The following is a 13614-nucleotide window of genomic DNA, read 5'->3' on the forward strand; positions in this document are numbered from 1 at the left end:
GTGTTGCCGCCGTGAAAGGGCAGTGTCCTAGGCCTCTAGACGAACGGGACAGAGGCAATGACCAGTCTCCTACTGTAAAATTCTCCCCGACACAAGCTTAATTACTGAATGTGGAAGCCAACAGGTATCCGGCCCGTGACCACAGCCGTTTCAGGGGGAGTGCAATGGAGATTTTTAACGGTCTGCAACGCCTGATCATCCAGATCATCATACCCCGTGCTTTGCACCAGCCTTGCGGCAATTACCTGTCCCTTGGCGTTGATACTGACTTCGGCCACGGCCTCACCCTCTTCATGCAAATGGCGTGCAGATACGGGGTAGTGTGATTCGGGGGCAGAGCAGGAGAGCTGAAAGCCCCCTTTCTGCCCCGCAGCAGCAGCGCTGGGAGGTGCCACGGCGTGCCCACCTGTTGCAGCCATATCCGTTTTTGCATGGGTATGAGCGGTTGTAGTGCCTTCCCCCGTATGCGCTGCCTCCGGTGGCGCTTTGGTGGTGGCCTGTACACTTTTGTCGTGCTGCATAGCCGGGGCGGGCTGAACCAGTTTTTTGGGCACGGCAGATGCCGGGGGAAGATGTTCGGCTTCAGCCCTGACGGAAGGCGGCAGAACCACTGCCTCGTTCTGAGTAAGGGATTGCGGATCCATATCCGGCATATCTTCCATGGCCGGGGCGGGTTGGGCCTGAAGTTTGGGGGCTGTTTGCCCCGCCTGTGCCTGTTCAGCTTCAGGCAATGGTGCCTTGGGCGCTTCAAACAGCATGGAAACTGCAGCGGGTTGCTGCGTGCCCGTCTGGGGGGAGACTGTCATGATCAGCCACACGGTCATGGCAACATGCGCCAGAACCGCCACGGCAAAAGCCACCAGCCAGACAAACCTGTGCTCGTCAGACAGCCCAATAGCCAGCCCGCGCTGCCTGAGCGCTCCAACAGAACACTCCACAGGCGCGCATGGCACGGCCCTGTGGTCAGGCTCAACCTGTTCCTGTCTGTCTGTATGCCATTTGCTCACGGTGCTGCCTCCGCCCTGAATTATGGCATAGCCCTGTTTGATTTGACAGGGTGGTTCATAAAAGCGCAAACATGGCACAACCATGGCAAAGTGCCTGTGTACTTCTGACTGTTGAAAAGCTTCTGATCCGCCCTATGTTCCGTCGCAACCCCATTATTCGCGCGCTGCTGTTATGGCCGCTGGTCATGGTTACGCTGGCGGGTCTTGTTGGGCTTATGGCGCTCCAGTCGCTTTCCCTGCCAGAAGAGCTCCCCCGTGCAACGCTTATCCGGCTGACAGGCATAGATATTGCCCCGCATGCGGTACAACCGCACACTGCGCAGGCACACTGCGCCCCCATGCCCGGGGGCAGCATGCATCACATGCACTGCATGGCCAGTGCGCAAAAAAACCAGCAGCAGCATCCCGCCCATCATCATGATGAGGCAAGCTGCCCGCTTTGCCCATTACTGGCATTTTTTGCGGCACTGCCTGCTGTTTTCCTGCTTCTGCCAGCCCCTGCCCTGCGCTGGATCCGCCGTGGCAGTGCGGCCTCCGCCCCACGGGCGCCACCCGCCTGCGTTCTGGGCCTGCCCCCCTCCCGTGGACCCCCCCTTACCCTGCTTCAGGCTTTCTGAAACCTCACTCCCCGCTTTGGTGCATCTGCGCGCTTGCGCCCGTATGCTCTTGGCCGGGGACCTTACTCAGTATGCTTTGAACAGGGTTTTTTCTGTTTATGTCCTATCCATTTTTTGCCCGCAGCCAGCGTAACTGGCTGTGGCTTATGGCTGCGTGCGCACTCCCCTGCGCCGCAAGCCCCGGCCTGGCCGCAACTGTTGTGACCCTCCCACGGGTGGATATTTCCACCGCGCAGGAAGATGCCGCTCTGGCCGATAGCCTTTTAAGTGCGTCACAGGTTGATAAAAGCTCGGCTCGCATGTCCCGCCTTTCCAGCCCGGATGCGGCATCTCTCTTCCGTAACCAGCCGGGTTTCAGCAGTTACGGTGGGGGGCGTCTGGCCAACCTGCCCGTGCTCAACGGCATGGCGGATGACCGGGTTGCAACCGTGGTGGATGGCGTGCGCATCAACCCCGCCTGCCCTAACCACATGAACCCTGCACTCTCTTACATCGACCCTGACAGTGTGGAGACCGCAACCGCCATTGCAGGGCTGACATCAGTCAGCAATGGGGGGGACAGTCTGGGTGGCACCATTGATGTGGAACGCGCAGACCCGCGCTTTGCCCGCCACGGCAAAATCCTGTTTACCGGGCGCGCACGCGGCACCTACCGCAGCAATGGTGGCGGCTATTCCGCCGCAGGCAGTATGACCGTTGCGAACGACACCTTCAGCCTGCGCTACAATGCCTCTTACGACCAGTCGGAGGACTACAGCGGCGGGGGCGGCATAGGTAAGGTCGGATCGACCGAATACGTGCGCTACACGCATGACGTAACGCTTGGCATACATAAGAAAAACCACCTGCTGGTGCTGACCTTTGGCCAGCAGGACGCCCCGCGGGAAGGGTTTGCCAACCAGTATATGGACATGACCAACAACCGCTCCACCTACGTAAACGGCAAATATGTGGGGGACTTCAACTGGGGCACGCTGGAAGCCCGTGGCCACTGGCAGCGCGTCACCCACGCCATGAACATGCTGGATGACAAGGGTGGACACTCCACCACAAAAGGCATGCCCATGAATGATGACCAGCGCTCGGCTGGCTATTCCATAAAGGCCACAATTCCGCTGGCCCGCCAGCATACACTCCGCCTTGGCAGCTCATTCGACCATGAAGGCCTGCGGGACTGGTGGCCCCCCGTTGTTGGCAGCATGATGATGGGGCCGAACACCTTCAACAACATCAATAACGGCCATAGAGACCGGCTAGGCCACTTTGCGGAATGGGAGGCCCAGTGGACACCCCGCGTTTCCACCCTGCTTGGCCTGCGCAATGATCTGGTCATGATGAACACGGGCAATGTTTCGCCCTATTCCTGGACCGGCATGATGAGTGCTGCGGACATAAAAGCCGCCGACAACTTCAACCGCATTAACCACGGGCGCTCGGACGTAAACTTTGACGTCACCGCCCTGACCCGCTGGAAAGCGACAGACAGCCTGACCATAGAAGCAGGCTATGCCCGCAAATCCCGCGCGCCCAACCTGTACGAGCGCTACGCATGGGGGCAGGGAGGCATGTCCTCCAAAATGATCGGCTGGTTTGGTGATGGCAACGGCTATGTTGGCAACCCGAACCTGAAGTCCGAAATCGGGAACACGGCCAGCGTAACATTCGACTGGCATGACCCGACCTCCGCCCAGAGGTGGGAGCTGAAGGTGCAGCCCTATTACACCTATGTGCATAACTACATTAACGTCAATTTTGTCAAAAACCTGAGCGCCAACAGTAACCAGTATATTTTTGAAAACCATAATGCCCAGATGTACGGCATTAACACCTCCGGCCATTATACGGTGTGGAATACAAGCCGTTACGGCAAAGGGGAAATAACCGGCGTACTCAACTGGGTCCGTGGGCAGGACAAGGTCACCCATACCGGCCTGTACCAGCAGATGCCCCTGAACGGCACACTCGGCCTGAACGAAACCGTAGGCCCGTGGACAGGCCGGGCAGAAATGAATTTTGTCAAAGCCAAGGATACAGTGGACTCACTCCGTAACGAGCCACGCACCCCCGGCTATGCGCTGCTGAACCTGAACGGCAGCTACAACTGGAAAATGATGACACTGACAGCAGGGATCGATAACGTGCTGAATCAGGCTTACTACATGCCTCTTGGCGGTATTCTGACATACGACTTAAAGCGCGATGGCACACGCATGCCCATGCCGGGCATGGGTCGTTCATTCAACGTCAGTCTTTCTGCCACTTTCTGATTTTTTAGCGGTCTCTTACATACAAAAATGCCGTGCGCTCCACCAGCGCACGGCATTTTTTAAACCCGATGATAAAACCAAATACTTTTAGTAAGCAGATGGCCGATGCAGGCTGGAAACCAGTTTGATGATCGTATGCGCCCGCAGAGCAGCAGGGCCACCCTCCGTGCCGTAACCGGAATCCTTGATGCCGCCAAACGGCACTTCCGGCACGCCAATACCGTGGTGGTTAATAGCCACCATGCCAGCTTCCAGTTTTTCACCCAGCAGGCGTTCTGTACGCTCACAGCCGGTGTACACATATGCTGCCAGACCGTAAGGCAGGCGGTTGGCTTCCTTTATGGCGTCTGCGAGTTCGGAAAACTCATCCATAATGGCAATCGGGCCAAACGGTTCTTCCTGCATGACCCGCATATCCAGTGTGGGCTTGAGCACCAGCGTCGGGGGGAAGAAAAAGCCTTTGTTAGGCAGTGCGATATCAGGCTGCCACAGCTCTGCCCCTTTGGCGCGGGCGTCATCCACCAGTTCGGTCAGTGCCTTGACGCGCCGTTCGTTAATAACGGGGCCCATGGTCACGCCTGCGTCCAGCCCACGGCCAATTTTGAGCGCGCTCATCTGGGCCTTGAACTTTTCAATAAACGCGGCGGCAATGTCCTTGTGCAGCAAAAAGCGGGTGGGGGCGATGCACACCTGCCCGGCATTGCGGAACTTGGCAGCAGCCACACGCTCGGCCGCCTGATCCAGATCCGCGTCCCGGCAGACAATCACCGGACCATGGCCACCCAGTTCCATGGTCACCGGCTTCATCTGCCCACCAGCCAGTGCGGCCAGATGCTTGCCCACGGGGGTAGAACCGGTAAAGGAAATCTTGCGCACCACCGGATGGGCGATCAGATACTCCGAAATTTCCGCTGGCGTGCCATAAACCAGAGACACAGCCCCTGCGGGAATACCCGCATCGCAAAAACAGCGGATCAGCTCGGCCGGAGAGGCTGGGGTATCCTCCGGAGCTTTAACAATAACACCACACCCGGCCCCAAGTGCTGCCCCCAGCTTGCGGGCAATCTGGTTGATGGGGAAGTTCCACGGCGTAAAGGCAGCCACCACACCAATGGGGCGGTGCAGCACACGCTGTTCAACATCTGGCACGCGCGCGGGCACCAGCTCGTCGTTCAGGCGGCGGCCTTCTTCACCAAAATATTCGATCACACCGGCGGCGGCATTAATTTCGATCACGGCCTGAGCCAGAGGCTTGCCCTGTTCGCGGCTCATGATCCGGCCAATGGCATCTGCACGCTCACGCAGCAGGTCGGCAGCCTTGCGCATGATCGCATAGCGGTCCCATGCGCTCAGGTTGCGCCATGCGTCATAACCCACAGCGGCACCGGCCACCGTTTTATCCAGATCGGCAACAGAGGCATGGGCAACCTTGCCAATAAGCTCGCCACTGGCAGGGTCCAGAATGGGGAGTGTACGGCCATCGGCCGCATCCTGCCACTGTCCTGCGATCAGAAGCTGGGTGTTGATTGGTGTCTCTGACATATGCATCTCTCAGCCAAAATGAACGGGTATGGTGATAACCCGGTTATGCCCACACAAGCGTCAGCCACTCACCATCTTCCGCCCGAGTGCGCAAGAGGTCTGGCTGCATTTTACGCCCTGCGCTGGCACGCCCGCAAAAAAGCCAGCGCCATAATGGCAGACCACGCGCCACCGGGCAAAGGGCGTTTTACCCTCCACCTGCCACCGGCCCCTTACCGTAACTTAGGCAGAAGCACCTTCGTTCTTGAGCACCATGGGCAGCCCTGCCGCCACAAACACCACCTTGCCCACACAGGCTGCCAGACGCTGGTGCAAAAGCCCGGCCTCATCCCGGAAGCGCCGCCCCAGCGGGCTTTGGGGCACAATACCCAGCCCGACCTCGTTCCCCACCATAACCGTCGGAGCGGTGCGTGCGTGCAAACTGGCAAGCAGGGCGGTGGTGGGGCCTTCCACCTCCCTCCCGTCGAGCAGAAGATTGGTCAGCCACAAGGTCAGGCAGTCCAGCAAAACCGGGGTGCTGGCGTGCTGGTGGAGCACATCGGCCACATTCAGGGCTTCTTCCACCGTCTGCCAGCCTGCACTGGCGCGCTCGCGCTTATGCCGGGCAATGCGGTCATGCATTTCATCATCAAACGCGCGGCCCGTGGCCAGGTATATTCTTGGGCCGGGCAGAGCTGTTATGGCATTTTCGGCAAAGCGGCTTTTGCCTGATCTTGCGCCACCCAGCACAAGCAGGCTACCTGCGGCACCTCCCTTGTGGAGATCGAGCCTTACACTGTGCATACGCGCGTCTGCCCCTGTTTCCATTTGCGTGAACCTCCATAACAGCACACAATTACCACCATGCCCTCTTCTTCCATCCCTCCCCAGCCCGGCCCGTTTTCCTCCATGCTTGCGCTGGAGGCCCTGTGCGCGGATCTGCCCCCACCCAGCCTGCAGGCACAGCAGACCATAGAGCAAAGGGAGGCGGAGCTGACCAAACCACCCGGCAGCCTTGGCCATCTGGAGGAGATGACACGCTGGCTAGGCGGATGGCAACACAGCGCGCCCCCCAAGCTGGAACACGTGCAGGTGCTCATTTTTGCAGGTAATCATGGTGTTATGGCACACCATGTCTCGCCCTGGCCTGTGGAGGTCACGGCCCAGATGGTGCAGAACTTTGAGCAGGGAGGGGCCGCCATTAACCAGCTTGCCCGCGTGGCACAGGCGGAACTGGCGGTAGTCGCACTTAACAACTTGGTTCCCACCGCAGATTTTACCACCAGCCCGGCCATGACGGAGCAGGATTTTCTGGCTGCCGTGCAGGTCGGTTTTAACGCTGTGCCCCGGACATGCGACCTGCTCTGTCTGGGCGAAATGGGCATAGGCAACACAACCGCTGCCTCTGCCCTGTGCGCCGCCTTAACCCGCCAGAACGGTGCAAACTGGGCCGGTCAGGGCACCGGGCTGGACGCCGCAGGCACGGCACATAAAGCCGGGGTTATAGACACAGCACTCCAGCACCATGCCGCCCATCTGGCACACCCGCTGGAAGTGGCACGCCGTCTGGGCGGGTACGAACTGGCCGCAACACTGGGGGCTACCCTTGCTGCCCGGTTGATGCGTATTCCTGTCATACTCGATGGGTTTGTCTGCACCGCAGCGGTGGCGCCTCTGGCACACCTGCGCCCCAATGCGCTGGAGCATACCGCCCTCTCCCACTGCCCGACCGAAACAGGCCATACCGCCCGACTGGCCCGGCACCTGCATATGCGGCCCATTTTGAGCGGGCTTGGCCTGCGCCTTGGCGAAGGTTCTGGTGCCGCACTGGCTATTCCCATCCTGCGGGCGGCGGTTGCGTGCCATACGGGCATGGCAACCTTTGCCCAAGCTGCTGTTTCTGAAAAAGCATGACATCCGCCCAGCCCGGCCACTGGCTGGACAGGCGCAGGCTAGACCTTGCATGTGGCCTGAGCCTGCTGACACGCCTGCCCTCCATCTGGCTGGCCCCACCTGCGGACAGAGACAGCACCCAACCCTGGCCACTGGCCAGATCAATCTGGTGCTGGCCGGTTATTGCCACCCTGATCGGGGCATTAACCGGCAGTGTGCTCGCTGCACTCCGTATGGCGCATGTGCCCCCCCTTGCCGCCGCCGGTCTGGCGCTTGCCTGCCAGAGCATCCTGACAGGCGGCCTGCATGAAGATGGACTGGCAGATATGGCCGATGGTTGTGGTGGCAGCACACCAGAGCGCAGGCTGGCCATCATGCGGGACAGCCATGTGGGCAGTTACGGCGTTATGGCCCTTGGGCTAAGCCTGCTTGTACGTGCGGCCGCTCTGGCGGCACTCCCCATATGGGCGAGCATTGGGGTATGCGCCACAACCGCCTGCCTTGCCAGAATGGCCATGCTGCTGGTGCCAGCCCTTGTGCCCCCGGCCCGCGCCAACGGGCTGGCGCGCATGCTCTCCCCCCTTCCCTTTCCTTCCCTGTGGGGAGCGGTTTTTGTGGCGATGGGGGTCATGGCCTGCCTGAGCGTTCTGGCATATGGCCATGCAGGGCTAAGCCTGTGGGCCTCTCTGGCACTTATGGCGGCACCTGCGGGCATCGGCTGCGCCACGGCAGCACTTGTTGCATTATGCGCCAGACGTCTGCTTGGTGGTTTTACGGGGGATGTGCTGGGGTGCTGCGCAGTGGTGGCGGAATGCCTGCTGCTGAGCTTTTACGCGGCATTAGCCTAAGCCCTGCCGCATACAAGCACCCGCATTTGCGTGCCGCCCTGTTAAAGCGGCACGCAAGGGGCCTTATCAGGCTTTGGGGGCGTCTTCTTCTTCGTCTTCGTCCCAGTCTTCGTCGTCTGCTTCAAAGACCAGTTCTACCGTAATGGTCGCGTCGTCCCCTTCCTGCAGGGCTTTGGCGTCTGCTTCGGCTTCTTCCACCTTTTCGTAGAGCTTGCCTTCGTTGGGGTCTTCCTGCCACTCGTTCCGTGGCTCCCAGAAGGACAGTTCGCCCTCTGCATCTTCACGCTGGATGAGGTAGCCTACGATCACTTCGTCTTGGTCTTGCATGGCGGTATCCTTTTCTGCCTGTTTCCTTCTATGAACCATGCCGCAAAAAAGGGAAGAGGAAAGCGTGACAAACAGTTTGATGAAAATATGACAAGGCAGGTTTTTGCAGCCATAAGGCGCTAAAATCCGCCACTCCACGCCCTATCCATCTCTTTTTTACGCCTCCTGCCGGGCCACCTGCCATGCCTTGAGCGCACATGCCAGCCGGGTCCATTCTGCCTCGTTCGCGGGCAGGCCAATCCGCAGGCTATGGGAGCACCTAGCAAAGCGGCGGGTTACAATGCCGTGGCGGCACAGATGCACCCACAACCCATAGGCATGGGGGGTATCAACCAGTGTGAACAACGTAGCCTGCCCCCGCCATGCAAGGCCTGCATTATGCAGCATCTCTACCAGCCTTGCATGGTCCAGACGGGCTTTTTGCGCCGCCTGCTGCACCCAGTGCGTATCGGCCAGTGCCTGCGTGCCCGCGGCAAGGGCGACTGCCCCAACCGGCCATGACCCCAGCAGGGACCGCGCCTTTTGTGCCAGTGCCGGATCCGCCAGCAAAAAGCCCAGCCGCACCCCCGGCAGGCCGTAGCTCTTGCCAAACGAACGCAGCACAACAAGTGCCGGGTGCGGCAGCAGGGAAGCCACACTATGGGTGGCAAAATCCCCGAAGGCCTCATCCACCACAAGCCAGCTCCCCGCCTTTGCGCACTGTTCCGCCAGAGTAGCAAGGTCCTGCATGTCCAGCAGGCGGCCATCGGGGTTATTGGGGTTACAGATCACACAGGCCGTTCCCGCCTGTTGTGCGGCCTGGCGGACCTGCTGCACGTGCTCCACGCCGCTCCATGGCACACCATTGTGCTCCCACGCCTGCCAGTGGCCAGAATAGGTTGGCCCCAGCACACAGGCCCTCCGTGCCCCCAGCAACCGGGGCAGCAGGGCTATAAGGCTCTGGCTGCCAGCCCCGGTTACCACCATGTCGGGCGATGGCACGCCATAGGCACGGGCGGCAACCTCTTGCAAAGCCTGCTCCTCCCCTTCTTCGGGCAGGCGTTGCAGGGTTTTCGGGTCTGGCCAGACCAGCGGGTATGCAACGGGGTTAATCCCTGTGGAGAGGTCTATAAAAGGCTCCGGCGCACCCACAAAATGCCGCATGACAGCCTGCACCTGCCCGCCATGGCTGGGCACCGGCAGTTCTGCTGCACCTGTTGTGGAGGACAAACCGTTAGGCGGTGCTGCATGGTGCATGGTAGCGTCCGTGATCTTTTGTGCCAGCCTAGTGTTCATACCCGCCCCCATGCTGTTCTTCCCCCTCTCCATCACCCTGCCAGTGGCAGCCCTTGCCGCTGGCATGGAAGCCGCCTGGGGTTACCCCGCCCCCCTGCTAAACATGATCGGCCACCCCGTTATGTGGATTGGCGCGCTGATCGACCGGCTCGAACATGTGCTGAACAGGATGGACACATCCGAGCGCACACGGCGGTTACTGGGGTTTGTGGCACTGGCCCTGATTATTGCCATACCCGTTACCCTTACAGCCGGCCTGCTTGGGGTGGGTTATACTCTTTTGCCTGCCCCTGTCATGTTGCTTGTGCAGGCAGGGCTGGCCAGCACGCTTGTGGCACAGCGCTCGCTATGGGTGCATGTGCAGGCTGTGGGCACAGCCCTGCGCCACAATGGCCTGTCTGCTGGCCGCAAAGCCGTAAGCATGATTGTAGGGCGTGACACCAGCGCACTGGATGAAGCCGCAGTTGTGCGCGCGGCATTGGAAAGTCTGGCCGAAAACTTTTCGGACGGGATTGTGGCCCCGTTGTTCTGGACCGCCCTGTTTGGCCTGCCGGGGGCGGTTTTTTACAAATGTGTCAACACAGCCGATAGCATGATCGGCCATCTTAACCCCCGTTACAGAGCCTTTGGCATGGCTGCGGCCAAACTGGATGACCTGATCAACCTGCCTGCCTCCCGTCTGGCTGCGCTGTGCCTGATGCTGGCCGCTCCACGGCAGCAATGGACCCATATCTGGCGGACCATAAAGCGCGATGCCCCCCACCACCGCTCCCCCAATGCAGGCTGGCCGGAAGCCGCCATGGCCGCAGCCCTGAACACCCTGCTGGCAGGCCCGCGCTCCTATGGCGGCAAAATGACCAAAGACCCATGGATTGGCAGCGGCACATCAGGGGCCGGTGTGGCTGATCTGGAGCGTGGGCTGCGCCTGTACCGGCGTGCATGCGGCGTGCTTATTGCCGGGTTGCTGTGCGCTGCACTTGGCGGCATGATAGGGGCATGAATGCACCCTCCTTTTCCCCCGCTTTTGCAGCCGAACTTGAGCAGCTTTTTACATGGCGGAGGGATGTGCGCCATTTCCGGACAGACCCGCTCCCCGACCGTACCCTGACACACCTGCTGGAAACCGCCTGTCTGGCCCCCTCCGTGGGGCTGAGCGAGCCGTGGCGCTTTGTAAAAGTGGATAGCCCGACCCGCCGCCATGCGATCCGTGAGAACTTTGCTCACAGCAATGCGCGTGAACTGGCCGGACGAGGCGGGGACGACGCCCAGCATTACGCATCGCTCAAACTGGCCGGGCTGGACGATGCTCCCCACCATATTGCCGTTTTTTGTGAAACCAACCCTACGCAAGGCCGCGGACTGGGCCGGGGCACCATGCCCCAGACCACCACATGGTCCGCCGTTATGGCCATTCATACCTTCTGGCTTGCAGCAACCGCGCAGGGCATTGGTGTTGGCTGGGTTTCCATTCTGGACCCAAAAGAGGCCAACAGGGTGCTGGGCATTAACCCGGAATGGCAGTTTCTGGCCTATCTGTGCGTTGGCTATCCGCTGGAACCTGCCAGCTCTCCCGAGCTGGAACGCCGTGGCTGGGAACAGCGCAACCCCGCACGCCGCAAATGGATTGCCCGCTAGCCCGTACAGTGCGGGGCATACACCCCTTTGCCATCACGCAGCGTAAACCGGCAGACTGGCCAGTGCCAGAAGAGCGTCTATATCCATATGCCGTTCCAGATGGTCAGCCAGATGGTCCAGTGCGGCATCCACCACACCATCATGCGTGTCCGGCAGGGTCTGCCCGGCCTGCGCCCATATGCCCTCTGGTGCAAACGCAGCACCTGCAGCACGTTCAAGCAAGGCCAGCCGGGCCGCACGGTGTGTAAACACGCCATGCAGGTATGTGCCCCAGACCCGGCCATTCCCCGACACGCACCCTTCGGCCTGCCCGTTCAACCACAGGAGAGGGGTAAAGCCCTCCGGCCTGTGGGTGTGCCCCAGATGCATTTCGTACCCTGCAACGGGCTGACCGCCCTGAGCCAGAAAACCCTTGCCATATTCAAGTTTTTTATCATCCCCCAGAACGGTGTGGATGGTTAACAGCCCTAGCCCCTGCGCCGTGCAGGGCGGGCCTTCCGTGCCGTGCGGGTCGGCAACGCTATGGCCCAGCATCTGGTAGCCACCGCAAATACCCATAACCACACCGCCTTTTTGTGCATGTTCTACAATACGCCCGGCCCAGCCACGCGCGCGCAGGCACGCCAGATCCGCCAGAGTAGCTTTGGAACCGGGCAGCAGAATAACATCGGCCTGCGGCAGGGCCTCCCCTTCCATAACAGGAATAACCTCGACCCCCGGTTCGGCACAGAGCGGGTCCAGATCATCAAAATTTGCAATCATAGGTAATATGGGCACAACCACGCGTAAGCGGGGTTCTGGTTGCGTATCCCCCACTCGTCCCTGCAACCGCCTTGCCCGCAAAGTGTCCATGAGGTCGGCGGCATCCTCAGCGGGCAGGTCGTGTACATCAGGCAGGTAAGGCACCAACCCAAGCGCCTGCCAGCCGGTTTTTTGGGCAACAAACTGCATACCATCGGCAAACAGGGTCGGGTCCCCACGCATGCGGTTGACCACAAACCCCTTGATCCGCTCTGCATCTTCTGGCTGCAATACGACCTGTGTGCCCACAAGGCTGGCAATCACGCCGCCTCGGTCAATATCCCCTACCAGCACAACAGGTGCCTGCACGGCACGGGCAAAGCCCATATTGGCAATATCATGCCGCCGCAGATTAACTTCGGAGGCAGACCCCGCCCCCTCCACCAGAACAATATCCGCACTGGCCGCCAGATTTTTAAAACTTTGCAGAACCTGCGGCATAAGCTGCTCTTTGCGGCTCTGGTAATGCCGGGCCTCCACCGTATCCACCCGCTGGCCACGCACAACAAGCTGAGACCCAGTCTCGCCCTGTGGTTTTAGCAAAACCGGGTTCATATCCGCCATGGGCGGCACACCACAGGCTCGGGCCTGTAGGGCCTGTGCCCGCCCGATTTCTCCACCATCCAGTGTAACGGCGGCATTGTTGGACATGTTCTGTGGCTTAAAGGGCAATACCCGCATCCCCCGCCGCACCAGAGCCCGCGCCAGCCCTGCAACCAGTGTGGATTTGCCAACGCTTGAGCCTGTGCCCTGCACCATAAGAACGCGAGCGCTCAAAACTCCACGCCTTCCTGCGCCTTGATCCCGGCCTTGAAGTGGTGCTTGACCAATGTCATTTCCGTGACCAGATCAGCCGCGTCCAGCATGGGCTGTCTGGCGTTACGGCCCGTTACCACAACATGCTGGCTTTGTGGCCGGGCGTTAATATCCGTCAGAACCCGCTCTATATCCAGATACTCGTAGCGCAGGGCTACATTCAGTTCATCCAGCACCACAAGGGCAACATCCGGCCGGGCCAGTGCCTGCACCGCCACGGCCCATGCGCGTTCGCACGCCGCCACATCCCGCGCGCGGTCCTGTGTTTCCCACGTAAACCCTTCGCCCATGCTGTGCCATTCCACCAGATCACCAAAGCGTTCGAGTGCCCGGCGCTCACCCGTATGCCATGCCCCTTTGATAAACTGCACCACCACCACGCGCCGGTCATAGCCCAGCATGCGCAGAGCAAGCCCAAAGGCTGCCGTGGACTTGCCTTTGCCCGGCCCTGTATTAACCAGCAGCAGACCTTTTTCCCCGGTTTTGCTGGCGACCTCCTTATCCTGCACAGCCTTGCGTTTGCGCATTTTTTCCTTATGGCGTTCGGCGTCGTGCTCTGGCGTATTGTGCTGCTCGTTACTCATGGTTTTGGTATTCTCTGTCTGTC

13 protein-coding genes are annotated in these 13614 nt (G+C 60.3%); 6 read left to right on the forward strand and 7 right to left on the reverse strand.

The window, feature by feature from the left end:
- Positions 1-101: 101 nt before the first annotated feature.
- Complete coding sequence (locus HK20_RS06010; RefSeq protein ID WP_158093037.1) at positions 102-1007, reverse strand: energy transducer TonB; 906 nt, start codon at positions 1005-1007, stop codon at positions 102-104.
- A gap of 71 nt (positions 1008-1078) precedes the next feature.
- On the opposite strand from HK20_RS06010, the gene HK20_RS06015 reads away from it, so the two are divergent.
- Positions 1079-1624, forward strand: a complete 546-nt coding sequence (locus tag HK20_RS06015) for a DUF2946 domain-containing protein (protein ID WP_233129102.1) — start codon at positions 1079-1081, stop codon at positions 1622-1624.
- Positions 1625-1722: 98 nt separating this feature from the next.
- On the forward strand, positions 1723-3891 hold the full coding sequence (locus HK20_RS06020) for a TonB-dependent receptor domain-containing protein (protein WP_086646190.1): 2169 nt from the start codon (positions 1723-1725) through the stop codon (positions 3889-3891).
- A gap of 87 nt (positions 3892-3978) precedes the next feature.
- On the opposite strand, the gene HK20_RS06025 is transcribed toward HK20_RS06020, so the two are convergent.
- Positions 3979-5433 carry an NAD-dependent succinate-semialdehyde dehydrogenase gene (locus HK20_RS06025; RefSeq protein ID WP_086646248.1) on the reverse strand — a complete coding sequence of 485 codons (1455 nt, stop codon included), beginning with the start codon at positions 5431-5433 and terminating at the stop codon, positions 3979-3981.
- A gap of 222 nt (positions 5434-5655) precedes the next feature.
- Positions 5656-6216: a bifunctional adenosylcobinamide kinase/adenosylcobinamide-phosphate guanylyltransferase gene (gene cobU, locus HK20_RS06030; protein WP_086646249.1), complete on the reverse strand. Its 561-nt coding sequence runs from the start codon at positions 6214-6216 to the stop codon at positions 5656-5658.
- Positions 6217-6276: 60 nt separating this feature from the next.
- Between cobU and cobT the strand changes: the two genes are divergently transcribed.
- The gene (cobT, locus tag HK20_RS06035) at positions 6277-7326 is read left to right on the forward strand and encodes a nicotinate-nucleotide--dimethylbenzimidazole phosphoribosyltransferase (RefSeq protein WP_086646191.1); all 1050 of its coding nucleotides are present in this window, start codon (positions 6277-6279) and stop codon (positions 7324-7326) included.
- Complete coding sequence (locus HK20_RS06040) at positions 7323-8153, forward strand: adenosylcobinamide-GDP ribazoletransferase (RefSeq protein ID WP_086646192.1); 831 nt, start codon at positions 7323-7325, stop codon at positions 8151-8153. Before cobT ends, HK20_RS06040 begins: the two co-directional genes overlap by 4 nt.
- 66 nt (positions 8154-8219) lie before the next feature.
- On the opposite strand, the gene HK20_RS06045 is transcribed toward HK20_RS06040, so the two are convergent.
- Positions 8220-8480 carry a hypothetical protein gene (locus HK20_RS06045; RefSeq protein ID WP_086646250.1) on the reverse strand — a complete coding sequence of 87 codons (261 nt, stop codon included), beginning with the start codon at positions 8478-8480 and terminating at the stop codon, positions 8220-8222.
- A 156-nt stretch (positions 8481-8636) separates the two neighbouring features.
- Entirely contained in the window at positions 8637-9716 is a 1080-nt protein-coding gene (gene cobD / locus HK20_RS06050; RefSeq protein WP_086646251.1) for a threonine-phosphate decarboxylase CobD, read from the reverse strand.
- A gap of 49 nt (positions 9717-9765) precedes the next feature.
- Here cobD and cbiB point away from each other — a divergent pair, with 49 nt between their 5' ends.
- Together cbiB and bluB are read left to right on the forward strand one after the other, a co-directional pair.
- On the forward strand, positions 9766-10755 hold the full coding sequence (gene cbiB / locus HK20_RS06055; RefSeq protein WP_086646193.1) for an adenosylcobinamide-phosphate synthase CbiB: 990 nt from the start codon (positions 9766-9768) through the stop codon (positions 10753-10755).
- The gene (gene bluB / locus HK20_RS06060; RefSeq protein ID WP_086646194.1) at positions 10752-11390 is read left to right on the forward strand and encodes a 5,6-dimethylbenzimidazole synthase; all 639 of its coding nucleotides are present in this window, start codon (positions 10752-10754) and stop codon (positions 11388-11390) included. The genes cbiB and bluB overlap by 4 nt, the downstream gene beginning before the upstream one ends.
- Positions 11391-11423: 33 nt before the next feature.
- Here the strand turns inward: bluB and HK20_RS06065 are convergent, their stop codons facing one another.
- Together HK20_RS06065 and cobO are read right to left on the reverse strand one after the other, a co-directional pair.
- The gene (locus tag HK20_RS06065) at positions 11424-12950 is read right to left on the reverse strand and encodes a cobyric acid synthase (protein WP_086646195.1); all 1527 of its coding nucleotides are present in this window, start codon (positions 12948-12950) and stop codon (positions 11424-11426) included.
- Positions 12951-12964: 14 nt separating this feature from the next.
- Complete coding sequence (gene cobO / locus HK20_RS06070) at positions 12965-13591, reverse strand: cob(I)yrinic acid a,c-diamide adenosyltransferase (RefSeq protein WP_086646196.1); 627 nt, start codon at positions 13589-13591, stop codon at positions 12965-12967.
- Positions 13592-13614 lie beyond the last annotated feature (23 nt).

The organism is Acetobacter sp. DsW_54, from assembly GCF_002153575.1.
GTDB classification, from domain to species: domain Bacteria; phylum Pseudomonadota; class Alphaproteobacteria; order Acetobacterales; family Acetobacteraceae; genus Acetobacter; species Acetobacter fabarum.